The following is an 18,016-nucleotide window of genomic DNA, read 5'->3' on the forward strand; positions in this document are numbered from 1 at the left end:
CCATTCCGAACTCAGAAGTGAAACGTAGCTGCGCCGATGATAGTGTGGGGCCTCCCCATGTGAAAGTAGGTCATCTCCAGGGCCTAACATGAATAGCCCTCTTCAAGCGAAGAGGGCTTTTTCATTTGTCTAAAAAAAATAACCATCATCCAATGCATTCACCGGATGCATGCTGCAATGCAGTGCAATTGCCTTGAAGTTAATAAATATCAGTCGATAACTTGTTCGGCTATACTATAATAACTAAATCAAACGATTAAATATAACTTTAGGAAAATACTATGCAGAAAATGACGCGTACATTATTGGGCTTAGGTGCACTGTTTATTGCCCTCATTGTGGTGCTATATTTAGTGGCCACACAACAAAAAGAGTTTGTGCTTCAAGGTGAGGTTGAGGCGAATCGTGTGGACATCTCCGTGCGTGTACAAGGGCGTGCGAAAGAGGTTTTTTATGATCTTGGGGATAATGTTAAAGAAGGCGATACGCTCGTCATTTTAGAAAATCCTGCAATGATTGCCCAGCAAATTACAGCCGAAGCACAATATAATGTGGCCAAAGCGAATCGTGATGTGGCCTACAGTACGCGTCCTGAACAAATTGAAATCCAAAAAGCATTACTTGCTTCTGCTGAAGATGGCGTGACATTGGCAAAACAGAGTTTTGACCGCGTACAAAAAGCCATTCAAAAGGGCGGTGTCTCTCAACAAGTGTTTGATGAAGCCAAAACCTCTTATGAAGTGGCATTGAAAGATAAATTGGCCGCTGAAGCCAGCTTGCAATTGGCAGAAAATGGCGCGAGCATTGAAACGAAGCATTTAGCGGATGCACAAGTGGCGCAAGCAAAAGCAGCTTTGAATCAAGTCAATACAGATGTGGATACGTTAATTGTTAAAGCCACCGCCAATGGTCAAGTGACAGCTAAAGTGGCAGAAGTGGGGCAGTTATACAATCCGGGTACGCCGCTGTATTCATTGATTGATTTAACAGACATGTGGGTGACGTTTAACATTCGTGAAGATTTTTTACGCGCTGCGAAAATTGGTGATGTGTTTGAGGTGGAAATTCCTGCCCTCAAAGAGACAGTGGAAGTGAAAATCACGGCATTGAATGCTTTAGGGCAATATGCCAACTGGCGTGCGACCAAAGCCACTGGTGAATTTGATTTACGTACGTTTGAAGTGCGTGCCAAACCCATTAAAAATATCGAGGCATTGCGCCCGGGTATGAGTGTGATTGCGAAGTGGAACACACGCAAAGCTCAATAGGGCGGTCATTATGAAAACTCCAATCACTAAAACACAGGCGCAAAACAGCTTTTTCTTTGGCTTTTGGCGAGAGTGGAAGATCATTGGCCGATCAAAACCGCTGTTTGCCTCTGTGTTTCTTTATCCGCTGATTGTCATTTTTGGCATGATGTACATGTTCAATGCCGAGGTCATTAATCGGGTGCCCATTACGGTGGTGGATCTTGACAATACATCAACCTCACGCAGTCTCATTCAACATGTGTCAGCATCTCCATCGATTTCGGTTGCGATGCGCAATGACAATTTAAGCGATGCAAAAACGGCACTTCTTAAAGGCGATATTTTTGGGATTTTATTGATCCCGAATGATTTTGAAAAACGCATGCTCGGCAACCTTCAGCCAGAGATTACGGGCTTTTCGAATCTGCAATATATGGCACTTGGCAATGTATTGAAGGTAGGATTCACACAAGCATTTGGCTCAAGTTTAATGGCAATGCAGGCTGAGCGCTTGACGACGCAAGGGGTGACTGCACAATTGGCGATGAAGGAATTATCACCTGTTGCCGCAGACATGCACCCTGTTTTTAACCCCACGCTCAACTATGTGTATACCTTAGTCAATGGCATCGTGCCGACGATCTTACAGATCATTGTGATGCTCTCCATTGCTTATACCACGGTGCAAGATAAATATGGGCAGCTCGGTGTACTTGGCATTTTACGCATGAACAACAATAGCGTATTTCAGTTTGTGGTCAATAAGATTGCGCCGTATACCTTGATCTTTTTGATGTCGCTGTTCACGCTCGACATAGGGTTGATGTTCTTTTTTCAATTGCCTCTTCGTGGTTCTTTGTTGTGGGAGATTTTGGCATCCTTTACTTTCATCACCAGCGCATCTTTGTGTGCCATTGTGCTGACTTTATGGTTGCCACAGCGCTCTTTAAACTATGGTTCGGTGAGTATTTTTGCGTCCCCAGCCTTCGGGTTTACAGGGTTATTTTATCCACGCATGTCGATGGATTTATTTGCCCAAATTTGGGGCTCAATTCTGCCAATCACTTGGTACATTGAGGCGCGCTTAGATCAAACATTGCGTGATGCAGGTTTGCTCACTTCTCTTAAATCCATCATTGCGATGATGCTGATTGGCATCGTGGCTTATGGTTTGATTGTGCTGCGTGTGGCATTACTGAAAAAAGCGGAGGCAAAACATGCTTAAGTTGATATTTGCCGTGATGATCAATGAGCTCAAGCGATTGCTGCGCGTCAAAGAGGTTTCCTCTGTTTTGATCATTGGCTTGGTGACCTATTTTTTCTTCTATCCATTGCCTTACAACAATGAAGAGGTGCGCGATGTGCCCATTGCAGTGATGGATCAGAACAAAACCACCATGAGCCGTGAATTGCTGCGCATGTTAGATGCCACCGATTCATTAAAAATTGTGGATCATGTGGAAAATTTAGGCGAGGCAAAAGAGCTTCTGAAACAACGTAAAATTTATGGGATTGTGGTGATTCCATTTGAGTTTGAGCAAAACATTCTCAAAGGCCGTAGAGATGCCGTCGTATTTTATGGGGATGCCAGTTATGTGATGATCTACAATGGCGCAGCCAATGCTGTGTCTTCTGTAGTGATGGCAACGAATAAAAAGATTCTCGTGGATAAGCAAATTGCCATGGGCGTTGATCCTGCCATTGCCCAAGGCAACAGCGCACCTTTTAATCCTGTGACGGTGGATCTGTTTAACCCGCAATCAGGTTATGCCACTTACATCATTCCGCCGGCGTATGTATTGATTTTGAATCAAAGCATGTGGATTGGGATTATGTTGGCATGTATTTTAAGCCGCCGTTCGGAGTTTGATCTGACATGGCTTGCAACGCCTGATCGCTCTACGGCACAATTGGCATTTGCAGCGCTGGCCGGCCGCTATTTAGCGTATCTATTTTACGCTTATTTTGGTTATTGGATCTTTATGCTCTTTGCGCCATATTGGTATCAATTGCCGCGTTTAAGTGACATTCTCTCATTGGCGATTTTTGGCATGTTTTTCTTAAGTGCCATCATTTTCTTAGCGCTTGCCATGTCGAGTATTTTTAAGAAAATGGACAATGTTTTCTTATTGATGTTGCCATTTAGTATGATTTTCTTCTTCTTTTCTGGAATTTCTTGGCCACAATATTTAATGCCGGATCTCTTTTTGGGCATCGCACGCATTTTACCTTCAACCTCTGCAATTGAAGGGTTGGTACATATGAATCAAATGGGCGCTTCCCTAAAAGAGGTGGAATTTCAGCTCATGAATTTGGCCATTTTGATTGTGATTTATGGTTTATTGGCATATGGCGTCTTTTATCGTTATGTTTTGAAGTTAAAAGCGCAGCCATCGGCATAATTTTGTCAAAAATTAAGAAAATATCGCGCTCTTTGCCATCGACAAAGAGCGTTTTTTATTTTTTCAGGTATAATATTTGCCCTTTGGCTATAAGCCGTGATCCCCTGTAAGGATGAGACAAATGACACAAAGACAAGTTGAATTATTAGCGCCTGCGGGCACCTTTGAGAATTTACGTTACGCCTTTGCCTTTGGCGCAGATGCTGTATATGCAGGTTTACCACGTTACAGCTTGCGTGTGCGCAACAATGACTTTAAAAATGAAGAACGCATGAAAATGGGGATTGATTATGCCCATGAACATGGCAAAAAATTGTTTGTGGCGTTAAATACAATGCCGCATGGCGCAAAACTCAAAACCTTCGTGGATGATTTAGCACCCATCATTGATTTAGGTCCCGATGCTTTGATCATGGCGGATCCAGGTTTAATCATGATGGTGCGTGAACGCTGGCCTGACATGGACATTCATTTGTCTGTACAATCGAATGCTGTGAACAGCGCAACGGTTAAATTTTGGCAAAAACAGGGTTTAACGCGCGTGATTTTGTCTCGTGAGCTCTCTTTAAATGAGATTCATGAAATCCGTCAAGAGTGCCCAGACATGGAATTAGAAGTGTTTGTGCATGGTGCATTGTGCATTGCCTATTCTGGCCGCTGCTTATTATCCGGTTACTTTAATCACCGTGATGCGAACCAAGGCACGTGTACAAATGCATGTCGTTGGAACTATGGTTTAACGGATGCCAAAGAAACACCTGAAGGTGAACTCATCCCAAAAAATGCAGATTTGGTGAACATTTACACATCCGCCAGTGGCCATGTGCAACCAAAAACTGATGATCCAATGAAATATCTTCAAGATGAATTGAACCGCTCTGCGTTTGATGCGCCGGAAGGTTACAATCCACATCCAGAAGCGGATCGCTCTTATCTCATTCAAGAGAACAATCAGCGCAAAGGCGAATGGATGGAGATCAGTGAAGATGAAAATGGCACTTACATCATGAACTCCCGTGATTTACGCGCGATTCATCATGTACAGCGTTTGATTGAAATCGGCGTGGACTCTTTGAAAATCGAAGGTCGCACCAAATCGCATTATTATGTGGCACGTACAGCGCAATTGTATCGCCAAGCCATTAACGATGCGATCGCAGGCCGTGAATTTAATCCAGAATTGTATGGCAAACTAGATGGCTTAGCGAACCGTGGTTACACGGAAGGTTTCTTGCAACGCCATATGCCGCATGCTTACCAAAACTATTTAACGGGCAACAGCATTCACTCTCGTCAGCAATATGTGGCAGAAGTGAAATCCTATGATCCTGAAACAGGCATTGCTGTGTTAGAAGCGAAGAACAAATTTGGTACAGGCGATCGCGTTGAGATCATCAATCAGCATGGCAACCGTGAAGTGGTGATCGGTGAGATGAAAAATGATAAAGGCGAAGTGATCGAAGTGGCCAAAGGTTCAGGTTACATTGTGCATGTGAACATTGGGCCAGTGGATGACATGACGATGATTGCCCGTTATTTGTATGAATAATTCATCTGATTGATGAGACAACAATGAAAAACCTTGGTGAAAACCAAGGTTTTTTTGTATCTGACGCAATAATGTATCGAATTTGTAGCTAAAGTGTTGCATGCAACATATCACTATGCTATAAATTATTGAAGAGAAAGCATGGGCGGTTAAATGACTTATTTATGAATCCATGAAAACTGACTCAAAAGATCAGGATCTAACCAATCATCTCTCTTTTTCGCTTCTTGTGTGATTAACATATTAGCGGTGTTGATAATGTGACGTTTCATCGCCCGTTCTGCGGCATCGGCATCTTGCTTTAAGATGGCTTGATGAATCTCTTCATGATCAGCGAATGCTTCCATACACGTGCGAGAATGAGGAATGGTGCTAGGGCCAGTCAAAAGAACAGAGTTGCGAGTATTTTCAATAATCATTAAAGCACGATCAATGTGCGCAGCTTCTAATAAGGCAGAGTGATAATCCTTATCTGCTTTCAATGTTTCTTTGGCATCATCTTTTTGAGCAGCAGCGGCGAAATTATCATACGCGGCGACGATCTGTTTAAGATCTTCATCTGTGCGTGATAAAGCAGCTTTACGAATGAGGGGCACTTCAAGCATCAAACGGATCTGGAAAGATTCAATGAGCTCTTGAAGTGAGGTTGGCAAAATGCGAATCCCACGATTGCGTTCAATGCGCACAAGGCCAATGGCGGCCAATTGTTGTGCAGCTTCACGCACAGGGGTTCGAGAGGCGCCAATCCATTCTCCAATTTCTGTTGCTGAATACAGTTTTCCGGGCTCAAGAACGCCATTGAGAATGGCGTCACGAAGAAGATCAAATGCTTGGTCAGAAAGATTCTCTATTTTTTTTAGTTTTTTCATGTTGTATAACGCATAGTAAAAAGGAGATTGATGTGTCTGTTGTCAAGTATACAGTAATTGGGGGGGGAATTAATGGATTGGCCGTTGCAAGACAATTATTGCTCGATCATCCGGATGCCAAAGTGACACTGTTTGAAAAAGAAGCGAGCGTGGCTCAGCATCAAACCAGCCATAATTCCGGTGTGGTACACGCAGGATTATACTATGCAAAGGGCAGTTTGAAGGCAAGATTATGCCGTCGCGGTGTGCATTTAATTCGCGAATACTGTCAAACACACAATTTACCTTACGATGAATGCGGCAAAGTTGTGGTTGCCCTCAATGCCGTTGAAGAAGAGCGTTTACAGCGTTTATACAAAATTGCGTTAGACAATGAAGTGCCGGATGTGCGCATGCTCTATGGCGATGAAATTAAAGAAGTGGAACCCAATTGCATTGGCGTGGCAGCGCTGCATTCCCCAACAACTGCCATTGTGAGCTATGAAGCGATTGCCAAAAAAATCGCCGAAGAGATTGAATCATTAGGTGGCACCATTCATTTAAGTTCAGAAGTGGAAGCCCTTAAAAATGAAGCAGGCGGCATTCGCGTCATTTTAAAAGACGGTAAAGCTTATGAAGAAACCTTTGATTATGCGGTGAGCTGTTCAGGTTTACAGTCGGATCGTTTAGCGATCAATTCAGGGGATGAGGCATCGCCTAAAATTGTGCCCTTCTTTGGGCAATACTTTGTGTTAGATGATGAGTTCACGCATGATGTGAAAGGCCTCATTTATCCAGTGCCAGATCCTAAATACCCATTTTTGGGCGTACATTTCACCAAGCGCATCGATGGCAAAATGACGATTGGCCCGAACGCGTTTTTATCCTTTGGCCGCGAAAATTACACCGGTAAAAACTTCAATGCCAAAGACATTTTTGATTATTTAACTTACCCAGGTTTTTGGAAATTTTCCCTTCGCAATTTACCTGCGGCGGTGCGTGAATCTAAAACTGTGCTCAGTAAACAAAGTTTTATTGATGAAGCCACAAAATATGTGCCATCCCTTTCTAAAATGACGGTGCAACCGGCTACGCGCGGCATTCGAGCCCAAGCCATGAACAAAGATGGCAGCTTAGTGGATGACTTTGTGGTGCGTAAAGAGGGCAACATTACGCACATTCGCAATGCACCATCACCGGGTGCAACATCATCAATGGCGATTGCTGAATACATCGTGCGCGAAGTGATGCCGCAGCCACAAGCTTAATCAATTTTATAGCATTACATTAAGGTTATACAAGAATCCATAGTCGTCGTGTTGCTGAATGCAGGGTTGGCACAATACAATCCTCATTCAGCTTTTTTTTGCGTGCTTTTTGTATCATTCATTCAGCGTCCATAAAAAAAGAGCGGCAGAGCCGCTCTTTTATCGTGATCCTCAATTATAGCTGACCAATGGAGAGATATTTGGTCTCTAAATAAGGTTCAATCCCTTCAATGCCGCCCTCACGACCAAGGCCGCTCTCTTTAAAGCCACCAAATGGCACTTGTGCCAATGTTGGTAAACCATCATTCCAACCCACAATACCAAAATCTAAATGATCTTGTAGATAGATACCGCGCTTATAATTGTCAGTAAAGAAGTAAGCCGCTAAGCCAAACGGCGTGCCATTGGCAATCTTAATGGCTTCATCTAAATCATTGTAAGCGATGATTGGTGCAACAGGGCCAAAGGTTTCTTCAGACATGATGTCCATCTCAAGGGTAACGTTGCCAAGTACCGTTGGCGTCACAAAGTATGTGCCTTTTGCTTCATCGGCCAAACCTTCGCCACCGGCGAGCACAGTTGCCCCTTTTGCTTTGGCATCATTGATTTGTTCGATCACCTTGTCATAACCTTTTTTATTGATCAAAGGCCCAACATCGGTTGTGGCATCCATGCCATTGCCCACTTTCAGCGCTTTGGCAGCCGCTGTGAATTTTTCTGTAAATTCAGCAATCACAGCTTCGTGCACGATGAAACGGTTGGCGCAAATGCATGTTTGTCCGGCATTACGGAATTTAGAGGCAATCGCTTGAGTGATCACAAAATCAATGTCAGCATCTTCACACACGATGAAAGGCGCATGACCGCCTAACTCCATTGACATGTGTTTGACGGTGGCGGCGCTTTCACTGATGAGGCGCTTACCAACAGGCGTTGAACCTGTGAAGGTGATTTTGCGCACATAGGGGCTTGCTGTAAATACAGGACCCACTGCGGAGCCTGCGCCAATCACACATTGTACAACATCTTGAGGGAAGCCTGCTTCGTGCGCAAGTTCCACCAAACGGATCATGGTCAATGGCGTATCTTCAGCGGGTTTAACGATGAAGGTGCAGCCTGCTGCGAGCGCAGGACCTGCTTTACGCGTCATCATGGCCGCAGGGAAGTTCCACGGCGTAATGGCTGCCACTTGGCCAATGGCTTGGCGCGTCACCAATAAACGTTTATTGGTGGTGGAAGCTGGAATGGTGCGACCATAAATGCGTTTGGCTTCTTCTGCATACCACGTTAAGTAGCTGACGGCATTGATCAATTCACCAATGGATTCACGCAACGGTTTACCATTTTCTTCCGTCATGATTTTTGCCACTTCATCTTGATGGGCTAAAATCAATTCCGCCCAGCGATTTAACAGGGCAGCACGCTCATACACAGAGGTGTTTTTCCATGTTTGAAAGGCGGCATGTCCTGCTTTTAATTTCGCTTCAATGGCATCTGTGGCATCCATCGCTAAAGTGGCCAATAGATCACCCGTTGCCGGGTTAAATACTTTTAATTCACTCATTGATCCCGATCCTTTTTATTGATTTGCAGCGCTTAATGCATCACTTAAAATGGCCAAACCTTTGTTTAACTCTTCATCTGTGATGGTTAATGGCGCTAAGAAACGCACAACGTTGCTATTGATGCCAGCAGAAATCAGGAGTAAACCGTGGCTGTTTGCATAATCTGTGATGGCAGAAGTTCTGGCAGCATCTGGTTCACGTGTGGCAGGATCTTTGACAATTTCAGCAGCAACCATGGCACCTAAACGACGAATGTCACCGATGAATGGATACTGTTTTTGTTGTTCTGTTAAATAAGCTTCTAATTTTGCGCCCATGATTTCTGCTTTTTCGTTGAGGTTTTCTTCTTCCACAACATCCATCACAGCAAGGGCTGCCGCACATGCCAATGGGCTGCCTGAGAATGTACCACCCAATTCACCAGGGCTTGGTGCATTGACGATTTCTGCACGGCCAACCACTGCACTTAAAGGCACACCAGCGGCTAAGGATTTAGATGTGGTCATCAAATCAGGTACGATGCCAAAGTGTTCCATGGCAAAGAGTTTACCCGTGCGAGAGAAACCGGCTTGGATTTCATCGGCCACAAACACGATGCCATATTTTTGACAGAAGTTATACACGTGCTCAACAAAGCGTTGTGGTGGCACAATGAAACCGCCTTCACCTTGAACAGGTTCCATCACTAAACAAGCAATGGTTTCAGGTGCTGCAGTTGCTTTAAAGAACTCATCAAAACGGCCAATGGTGTAATCGATGTATTCATCTTCTGTCATGTGTGCAGGGCGCTGATAAGCATATGGATACGGCGCTTGATAGATGTCTGAGGCAAATGGACCAAAACCCACTTTATAAGGTTTAACTTTACTCGTCATGCCCATCGTTAAGTTGGTGCGGCCGTGGAATGCGCGGTAGAAAGAGACAACGCCTGGGCGACCTGTGAATTTACGCGCGATTTTAACGGCATTTTCAACAGCTTCTGCCCCTGTGTTGAATAAGATGGCTTTTTTCTCATGATCACCATCGGTGATTTCACACAAACGCTTACACACTTGTAAATAGCTTTCATACATGATGACGTTAAAGCCAGGATGCGTGAAGTTGTCTAATTGTGCTTTGATGGCTGCAACCACTTTCGGGTGGCTATGACCCACGTTCATCACGCCAATGGCGCCTGCAAAGTCGATGAACTCTTCACCTTTCTCTGTGGTGATTGTTGCGTTCACAGCTTTTGTTGCAATGTTTAAGTTACCGTTACCTACGCCACGCGCCACATATTTTTGACGCATTGCTTGAAGTTGTTCAGTAGTGTATGACATGTCAATTCCTCTTTTTCAGTGACTATTATTTTGATGATTCGTAATACGTTTGTATTATCGCCGTTTGCCCATCGCTCATTTAAATTTGGCGATGGGCATTTAAAATTATTTTGTTTCTAAGCTAGCATTGTTTAACTCAAATGTCTTCACTGGGCTTTTGCTTTTGTGCATGAACAAGAAGTAAGCACCGATGAAGTACCAGCCAAACACTAAGCTCCATTCAATTGGGAAGCTCAATTCTGCTGGCATGCCTGGTAAATAGAGTGATAAGAAGCCGATGCTGAACAATACTGCCAACCAACCAATGGTTTTTGGCCATTTCACAGCATATGGGCGCTCTAAATCCGGCTCAATTTTGCGAAGTTGTAAGAAGGCCAATGTGACAATGAGGTAACCCAATACAACGCCGATGCTGCCGGCATTTACTAACCAGTTCAACGCTTGGCGACCCAATAATGGCGCTAAGAATGCCAATGCTGTTAAGAAAATGATGGCATTGGATGGGGTTTGATATTTTGGATGCAATTTGGCAAACCATGCTGGCAACATGCCGCGGATTGCCATTGCATACATGATGCGGCTGCCACCAATCACAAAAGCGTTCCAGCTTGTGATGATCCCAGCAATCCCGCCCACAACCAATACTTGGCCTAAGATTTTGCTGTCAAATAAGTTGGTCATGGCATCAGCTGTGGCCAATTTTGAGGTCAATAATTCTGAGTGCGGTAAACCAATCGATACGCCATAGATGATCAATACATAAAAGAGTAGGGCAGATAAAATGGAGATGACGAGCATTTTACCGATGGATTTTGTGGCTTTTACTTCAGATGCGATTTGTGGAATCACGTCAAAGCCCACGAACATAAAGGGCACCATGATGAGCACTTGCATCATGCCATCAAAGCCACCGCTGAAATAAGGTTTTAAGTTTTCGCTGTCGCCATAGTAACCGGCGCCGAAGATCAATAAAATGCCAACGCTCACAATGGCGATGGTGAAAACAGTTTGGAAAATGGTGGCAGAACGAATGCCGCGATAGTTCAAGGCACCCAAGAAAAGTGCGCCCACGGAACCAATCAATGCCCAAGTTAAATAAACATCAGAACCCGCCACATTCCATAAATGCACTTGATGTTGAAGTGGAGAGATGTAGTCAATGACCGTTGGCAATGCAACAGCCTCAAACGCGATTACAGACATATAGCCAAACAATACAGACCAACCAGCTAAGAATGCCAAAGGCGTGTTATAAGCGCGTTGTACAAAGGCAACGCCGCCGCCTGTTTCCGGAATGGCTGTGGCTAATTCCGCATAGGTTAAACCAATGAGAATAATCAACAATCCACCGCCGGCAAAGGCAATCGTTGCGCCTAAGAAGCCTGCGGTTGCCACCCATTCGCCGGAGAGAATGACCCAGCCCCAGCCAAGCATTGCCCCCATTGCTAAAAACAGTACATCCATCGATGATATCTTTTTATTCATAATTCCTCCTATACGGTTTGTAGTCATTGGCAAATTCATTGCGGCGTTTGCTACAAAGTGGTGATTAGGTTGTTCTGTGTTATATGAAGCCATTTCTATGAATAGCTAACATGTTGCATGCAACATAGCTCACCATATTTATACATAAGTAAAATGAATTTGCAACAAATTGACTACTTTATTGTGGTTAATTTTTTGAAGGAAAGGCCATTTTTCGGCCGCAGATGGGGCATAAAATTTTGTACTGTGTATGATTTTTGTAATTTATTCAGGCCATAAAAAAACCTTGGCCGATTGGCCAAGGCTTTGCGTTTAAGCGTTGTTGGGATGAATTACATCATGCCCATGCCGCCCATTCCACCCATGCCGCCCATGTCAGGCATTGCTGGTTCTGCTTTAGGAATCTCAGCAACCATGCATTCAGTGGTGATGATTAAAGAAGAAACAGATGCAGCGTGTTGCAATGCTGAACGTGTCACTTTAGTTGGATCAAGGATACCCATTTCAACCATGTCACCATATTCACCAGTGGCAGCGTTATAACCAAATGCGCCTTGGCCTTCACGCACTGCATTTAATACAACATCAGCAGGTTCGCCAGCATTGGTCACGATTTGACGTAATGGCTCTTCCATTGCGCGCAATGCAACACGGATACCAGCTTCTTGTTCTGCATTGTCACCTTTCAAATCTTTGATGGATGCCAATACGCGAACCAAAGCCACACCGCCGCCAGGGACAACGCCTTCTTCAACCGCTGCGCGTGTTGCATGTAATGCATCTTCTACGCGTGCTTTTTTCTCTTTCATTTCAACTTCAGTGGCTGCACCAACTTTGATCACAGCAACACCGCCAGCGAGTTTTGCAACGCGCTCTTGTAATTTTTCACGATCATAATCAGACGTTGCTTCGTCCATTTGGATGCGAATTTGATCAACGCGTGCTTTGATCGCATCAACAGCGCCAGCGCCATCGATGATGGTTGTGTCTTCTTTAGAAACCACAACGCGTTTTGCACTGCCTAAATCTTCTAAAGATGCTTTTTCAAGTGACATGCCGATTTCTTCAGAAATCACAGTACCACCTGTTAAGATTGCGATGTCTTGTAACATTGCTTTACGACGATCACCAAAGCCAGGTGCTTTCACCGCTGCAACTTTTACGATGCCGCGCATGTTGTTGATCACCAATGTTGCCAAGGCTTCGCCTTCAACATCTTCAGCCACGATCAATAAAGGACGACCTGTTTTAGCCACAGCTTCTAATACGCCCAACATTTCGCGGATGTTAGAGATTTTTTTGTCACACAACAAAATCAATGGATTGTCTAATTCAGCAGCCATTGATTGTTGGTTGTTGATGAAGTAAGGAGATAAGTAACCACGGTCAAACTGCATACCGTCAACTGTTGTTAAATCATTTTCTAAACCTGAACCTTCTTCAACAGTGATCACGCCTTCTTTGCCCACTTTAGCCATCGCGTCTGCGATGATGCGGCCGATGTCTTCATCAGAGTTGGCAGAAATTGTGCCCACTTGTGCAATGGATTTGTCATCAGAACAAGGTTTAGAGATGTTTTTGAGTTCAGCCACAGCAGCTGCAACGGCTTTATCGATACCACGTTTGATGTCCATTGGATTCATGCCGGCAGAAACAGCTTTCATACCTTCACGAACGATGGCTTGAGCCAATACAGTTGCCGTTGTTGTACCGTCACCTGCGATGTCAGAAGTTTTAGAAGAAACTTCTTTCACCATTTGTGCGCCCATGTTTTCGAATTTGTCTTCTAAGATGATCTCTTTTGCGACAGATACACCATCTTTAGTAATGGTTGGTGCGCCAAAGCTTTTTTCTAAAACAACGTTGCGACCTTTAGGGCCCAATGTAACTTTAACAGCGTTTGCTAATGTGTTAACGCCTTTAACCATACGTGAACGTGCATCATCGCCAAAACGTACTTCTTTTGCTGACATACTTAAATACCTCTAAAAGTTAAAATTCTGAATATTAATGAAGGGTGATTGATTATGCTTCAATCACAGCCATGATTTCGTCTTCGCGCATTACGATGAAATCTTCATCACCGAATTTGACTTCAGAACCGGAATATTTACCGAATAAGACTTCGTCGCCAACTTTAACATCAACCGCTTTAACTTGGCCGTTGTCTAAAGTTTTGCCTGTACCGACAGCAATCACTTTACCGCGAGAAGGTTTTTCAGTGGCAGAACCAGGTAATACGATACCGCCCGCAGATGTTGTTTCTTCTTCAACACGTTTGATGATTACGCGATCGTGTAATGGACGTAATTTCATAATGATTCCCTCTAAAAAATAAATTAACAATACGATTTCGATTCGCAAAGATGCAATATCTTAGAAAATGAATCGCACTAAAATCTTTGCAGCTTCAACTATGGGGATCCTGAATATCATTTCAAGACCCCGTGATGAATTTTTACACAAAAAAGTGTGATGCATCATAATTTATTGAATTTCTTTTATTTTCAGTAATCTCAATGCATTGAGCACCACCAAAAATGTGGTGCCCACATCGGCAATCACCGCCATCCACATTTCCGCCAAGCCAAAGAGCGCAAGGAAGAAGAAAAAGAGTTTGACCACAATGGCAAAGGCGATGTTTTGACGAATGATATTGAGGGTTCGATTGGCAATGTGAAAGAAATTTGGCACTTTCATTAAATCATCATCCATGATGGCCACATCCGCTGTTTCAATTGCAGTGTCGCTGCCAATGCCGCCCATGGCAAAACCAATGTTTGCCTGAGCAAGTGCTGGGGCATCATTGATGCCATCGCCAATCATGGCAATTGCCCCGTGATTTTTCTGAAAATCATCAATGAAGGCCAGTTTGTCTTCTGGCAGTTGTTCACCGTGTGCATCATCTAAATGCAAAGCTGCTGCAACATTTTGCACCGTGCGCTCACGATCGCCTGAGAGCATCGTTAAAGATAGCCCCATGTGATGAAGGGCATCAATGGCTTGGCGCGTGGTGGGCTTGATGGCATCTTCTAACACAAAAATTGCCAAAACGCGGGCATCGTCTGCCAAAAAGAGCAGGGAACCTGTGTGATCATTTAAGCGGGTTAAATGTGTATCGGCACCGCTGACATCAATGTGATAGGCATGCATCAATTTAAGATTGCCAAGATAGTAATGTGCGCCCTCAATGCTTGCACAAGTGCCTTGGCCTAAAATGGCGGTGAACGCATGAAGGGTCAGCGGTGCATTCAATGCAGATTGATAGTGTGCAGCCACTGCTTTTGACATCGGATGATCAGAGCGTGCCGCTAAATGGGCGGCAATGCTGGGAAGGTACGGTGAATTGATCAATGGGATCACTTCTGTCACTGTGGGCTGCCCTTGTGTGAGTGTGCCTGTTTTATCGAGGGCTAAAGCTTTAATGTGCCGCGCTGCCTCTAAATATTGACCACCTTTAATGAGAATGCCTTGGCGCGCGGCGGTCGTCAATCCACTGACAATGGCAACAGGCGTAGAGATCACAAGGGCGCAAGGGCAAGCGATGATGAGCATGACCAATGCATTGTAAATGCTTTGGATGATAGGCACACCAAAGAGCGGGGAGATCAGTGCAACCAAAATGGCAATGGCAAAGACAATCGGTGTATAGATGGCGGCAAATTGATCCACAAAGCGTTCAACAGGCGCGCGCTGACTTTGTGCCGCTTCAATCGTGCGGGCAATCTTGCTGAGTGTGGAATTTTCTGCTGTGGTGGTTGTGATGAACTCGATTTCACGTTCAAAGTTGATGCTGCCAGCATAGATGGCATCGCCCACTGTTTTATCAATGGGTAAGCTTTCGCCAGTGATGGGAGATTCATCAATGCTTGAGCTGCCTTTAGTGATGGTGCCATCTAACGCAATGCGTGCCCCTGGCATGACGCGAATGGTGCTGCCTTTGGCAATGGATTCAATGGGGCGAAGGATGAATTGGTTGCCCTCAAGGACAAGGGCTTCATCGGGCGCAAGGCTCATCAGGCCGGCAATGGCATTGCGTGCACGATCTAAAGAGCGCGCTTCCAACATTTCGGAGAGATTAAAGAGCACCATCACCATGGCAGCTTCAGGCAGCTCGCCAATCAAGACGGCACCAGTGACCGCAACGCTCATGAGTGCATTGATGTTGAGCTGACGATTTTTAAGGGCGATCCAACCTTTGATGTAAGTCTCTTTACCACACAAAACAATGGCAAGGATCGCAAAGAAAGCAACGATGATGACATGCACATCAAATAGGCTCAAAATTTCAGCCGCTGCCGCTGATAGCGCTGCAATGATGAATGATCCTGTAAAGGTTTTTTTGGGCGGTGTGGGTGCGGCTGTTGCCATTTCTGAGATTGCTTCCATGCCAAGCGTTGCAATGGCATCGATGATGTATTGTGTGGTGGCTCGATGGACCACGGTCAATTGGCGCTGAATCAGGTTAAAGGAGAGCTGATCAATCAGCGGATCATTGGCAAAATGGCGACGAATGAGCCCCTCTTCTGTGGGGCAATCCATCGCTTCAATGATGAAGACATCGCGATGATGGCCGTTTGGAATGTCGGTGATGGGCGCTTCTTGTGGCGCGGCATCATGACCGCATGAACATGCGCTGCAAGATTCTAAATGGTTTGAGCTCATAAAAACCCCTTGAAGTGAAAAATCAGATGGATATGTTATAGTAGACACCTTAAAGCGACTATAAGGTCAAGCCTTAGGAGGTTAAGATGAAGATCGGGCAACTGTCTGAATTGACAGGCGTATCCACAGAAACGATCCGCTATTATGAAAAACAAAAATTATTGCCAATGCCGGCTCGCCTTGCCAATAACTATCGTTCATATGATCAATCTCATGTTGAGCGTTTAACCTTTATCAAAAACTGTCGCGCCTTTGACATGACGCATGAGGAAATTCATCAATTGTTAGATGAAGTCAATTCGCCTTCCACAAAGGATTGCAGCCCCATCAATTACATCATTCAGCAACATGTGTTGCATTTAGAAGCGCGCATTGAAGAATTAATGGATCTAAAGGCGCGTTTAACGGCGATTGAACAGCGCTGTCGGCGAGTGCATGCCGCAGATCGTTGCACCATTATTGAAGACATTGCTAAATTAGAGGCCATTGTGCCGCGCACAACACATTTAAATTCAACCATGCATAAAAAAAAGGAGCCGAAGCTCCTCAAGGTTTTGGATTAGTTTAGTGACAGCAAAGCTTAGTGATAGAAGCGTCCACGTTGGCGGAGCAACTCACGATTTAAATCAGGATGTTTTTCAAAAGGTGCACGGCCATGGAGCCAGAATTCATTGTTCAATACCACTAAATTACCCACTGGCAATGCCAATTCAATGACGTGTTTGTCGCTTTCCATGGATTGAGAAAGGGCTTTTAAGAATTTGGCTTCTTCAATGCTTTCAGGATAGGCAAATTGATCAATGAAGCAGATGCATGGGCGATTGTTTTTCAAGAAGAACAATTGGCGATGCACGATTTCTTGAACGTTTTTGCTAGGCGGTGCAATGTATTGGAATTTATGTTGGCCTAAAGAGTTTGAACTGAATTTTTCCAACTCTTCCCAATCATCTAAGTGTAACAAACGACTTTCGCCGCCCTTGGCATTCTCTTCCACCATTTTCATCATGAGCAACCAATCTGTGGCTTCGCTGACAAATGTGCCGTCTGTGTGAAGGGTGAATAAACGATACGCTTGGCGTAAATAAGAGTCGCTGCTGTCTGTATCTTTAACCGTAAAGCGTGCATAGTATTTGCCCGTCATGGAGTCAAAGTTAGAGATGCCCACTAAATGCGCAATTGCAGTGGAGAAGATCACATATTCATCTGTGCATTCAGAAACGCCTTCTAAGCCAATCGTAAATCCGCCTGTGGCACGATCGTTGATGATGTTGCGCAAAATGTCACCAAAGTTATGACCAGCGATCTCTTCTAAATACGCGGCGATCACTTGGCGCTCATAAGGCGTGTATTCTAAATGTTGAATCGTGATGCCTTCATCTTTAATTTTTTTTAAAAATGCTTCAATCACCGTTTTAGACAAAGTGATTTTTAAAATGCGTTTTGATTGGGCATTTTCTTCAATGGAAAATTGATCGTTTTTTTGAATGAATTGTGACATGGTATCCTCCGGGATCAAACTTTGAATCGTTATAAAAAAATTTCAAAAAAAAACCAGCAACACCCTCTACACTCTAAAATAAAGCGCAAAAAGCATTACTGGTGTCATCTGTTCTCTTACGTCATCATGGGGGATGATCTCAAACAGATGGGCAGTTCATTAACGTG

The 18,016-nt window shown here is 44.4% G+C and carries 14 protein-coding genes; 6 read left to right on the forward strand and 8 right to left on the reverse strand.

All coding sequences use genetic code 11. The features are described 5' to 3' along the window. The first annotated feature begins 281 nt into the window (after positions 1-281). From B9T20_RS03265 to yegQ, 4 genes are all read left to right on the forward strand, one after another. Positions 282-1,268 (forward strand): HlyD family secretion protein, encoded by a 987-nt coding sequence (locus tag B9T20_RS03265; RefSeq protein WP_094489811.1) that lies wholly within the window; start codon positions 282-284, stop codon positions 1,266-1,268. Positions 1,269-1,278: 10 nt separating this feature from the next. After that, on the forward strand, positions 1,279-2,475 hold the full coding sequence (locus B9T20_RS03270) for an ABC transporter permease (protein WP_094489812.1): 1,197 nt from the start codon (positions 1,279-1,281) through the stop codon (positions 2,473-2,475). Beyond that, the gene (locus B9T20_RS03275; RefSeq protein ID WP_094489813.1) at positions 2,468-3,652 is read left to right on the forward strand and encodes an ABC transporter permease; all 1,185 of its coding nucleotides are present in this window, start codon (positions 2,468-2,470) and stop codon (positions 3,650-3,652) included. The genes B9T20_RS03270 and B9T20_RS03275 overlap by 8 nt, the downstream gene beginning before the upstream one ends. 121 nt (positions 3,653-3,773) lie before the next feature. Continuing rightward, a complete protein-coding gene (yegQ, locus tag B9T20_RS03280; RefSeq protein WP_094489814.1) occupies positions 3,774-5,201 on the forward strand; it encodes a tRNA 5-hydroxyuridine modification protein YegQ in 1,428 nt (475 codons plus the stop codon). A 158-nt stretch (positions 5,202-5,359) separates the two neighbouring features. On the opposite strand, the gene B9T20_RS03285 is transcribed toward yegQ, so the two are convergent. Continuing rightward, complete coding sequence (locus B9T20_RS03285) at positions 5,360-6,070, reverse strand: GntR family transcriptional regulator (RefSeq protein WP_094489815.1); 711 nt, start codon at positions 6,068-6,070, stop codon at positions 5,360-5,362. 32 nt (positions 6,071-6,102) lie between these two features. Between B9T20_RS03285 and lhgO the strand changes: the two genes are divergently transcribed. Continuing rightward, positions 6,103-7,317, forward strand: coding sequence for an L-2-hydroxyglutarate oxidase (gene lhgO, locus B9T20_RS03290; protein WP_094489816.1), 1,215 nt, complete (start codon positions 6,103-6,105; stop codon positions 7,315-7,317). 175 nt (positions 7,318-7,492) lie between these two features. Here lhgO and B9T20_RS03295 read toward each other — a convergent pair whose 3' ends face one another. The 6 genes from B9T20_RS03295 to B9T20_RS03320 form a co-directional block, all read right to left on the reverse strand. Beyond that, positions 7,493-8,881 (reverse strand): NAD-dependent succinate-semialdehyde dehydrogenase, encoded by a 1,389-nt coding sequence (locus B9T20_RS03295; protein ID WP_094489817.1) that lies wholly within the window; start codon positions 8,879-8,881, stop codon positions 7,493-7,495. Positions 8,882-8,896: 15 nt separating this feature from the next. Continuing rightward, the gene (gabT, locus tag B9T20_RS03300; protein ID WP_094489818.1) at positions 8,897-10,201 is read right to left on the reverse strand and encodes a 4-aminobutyrate--2-oxoglutarate transaminase; all 1,305 of its coding nucleotides are present in this window, start codon (positions 10,199-10,201) and stop codon (positions 8,897-8,899) included. 105 nt (positions 10,202-10,306) lie between these two features. Further along, complete coding sequence (locus B9T20_RS03305; RefSeq protein WP_094489819.1) at positions 10,307-11,665, reverse strand: APC family permease; 1,359 nt, start codon at positions 11,663-11,665, stop codon at positions 10,307-10,309. Between the two features lie 353 nt (positions 11,666-12,018). After that, complete coding sequence (gene groL / locus B9T20_RS03310) at positions 12,019-13,659, reverse strand: chaperonin GroEL (RefSeq protein ID WP_018122872.1); 1,641 nt, start codon at positions 13,657-13,659, stop codon at positions 12,019-12,021. Positions 13,660-13,711: 52 nt separating this feature from the next. Further along, positions 13,712-14,002, reverse strand: coding sequence for a co-chaperone GroES (gene groES, locus B9T20_RS03315; protein ID WP_008316614.1), 291 nt, complete (start codon positions 14,000-14,002; stop codon positions 13,712-13,714). A 171-nt stretch (positions 14,003-14,173) separates the two neighbouring features. After that, on the reverse strand, positions 14,174-16,351 hold the full coding sequence (locus B9T20_RS03320) for a cation-translocating P-type ATPase (protein WP_094489820.1): 2,178 nt from the start codon (positions 16,349-16,351) through the stop codon (positions 14,174-14,176). An 86-nt stretch (positions 16,352-16,437) separates the two neighbouring features. Here B9T20_RS03320 and B9T20_RS03325 point away from each other — a divergent pair, with 86 nt between their 5' ends. After that, a complete protein-coding gene (locus B9T20_RS03325; protein ID WP_094489821.1) occupies positions 16,438-16,914 on the forward strand; it encodes a Cd(II)/Pb(II)-responsive transcriptional regulator in 477 nt (158 codons plus the stop codon). Between the two features lie 17 nt (positions 16,915-16,931). On the opposite strand, the gene glaH is transcribed toward B9T20_RS03325, so the two are convergent. Continuing rightward, a complete protein-coding gene (glaH, locus tag B9T20_RS03330; RefSeq protein WP_094489822.1) occupies positions 16,932-17,849 on the reverse strand; it encodes a glutarate dioxygenase GlaH in 918 nt (305 codons plus the stop codon). Positions 17,850-18,016 lie beyond the last annotated feature (167 nt).

Source organism: Wohlfahrtiimonas sp. G9077, from assembly GCF_002252155.1.
Taxonomy (GTDB): domain Bacteria; phylum Pseudomonadota; class Gammaproteobacteria; order Cardiobacteriales; family Wohlfahrtiimonadaceae; genus Wohlfahrtiimonas.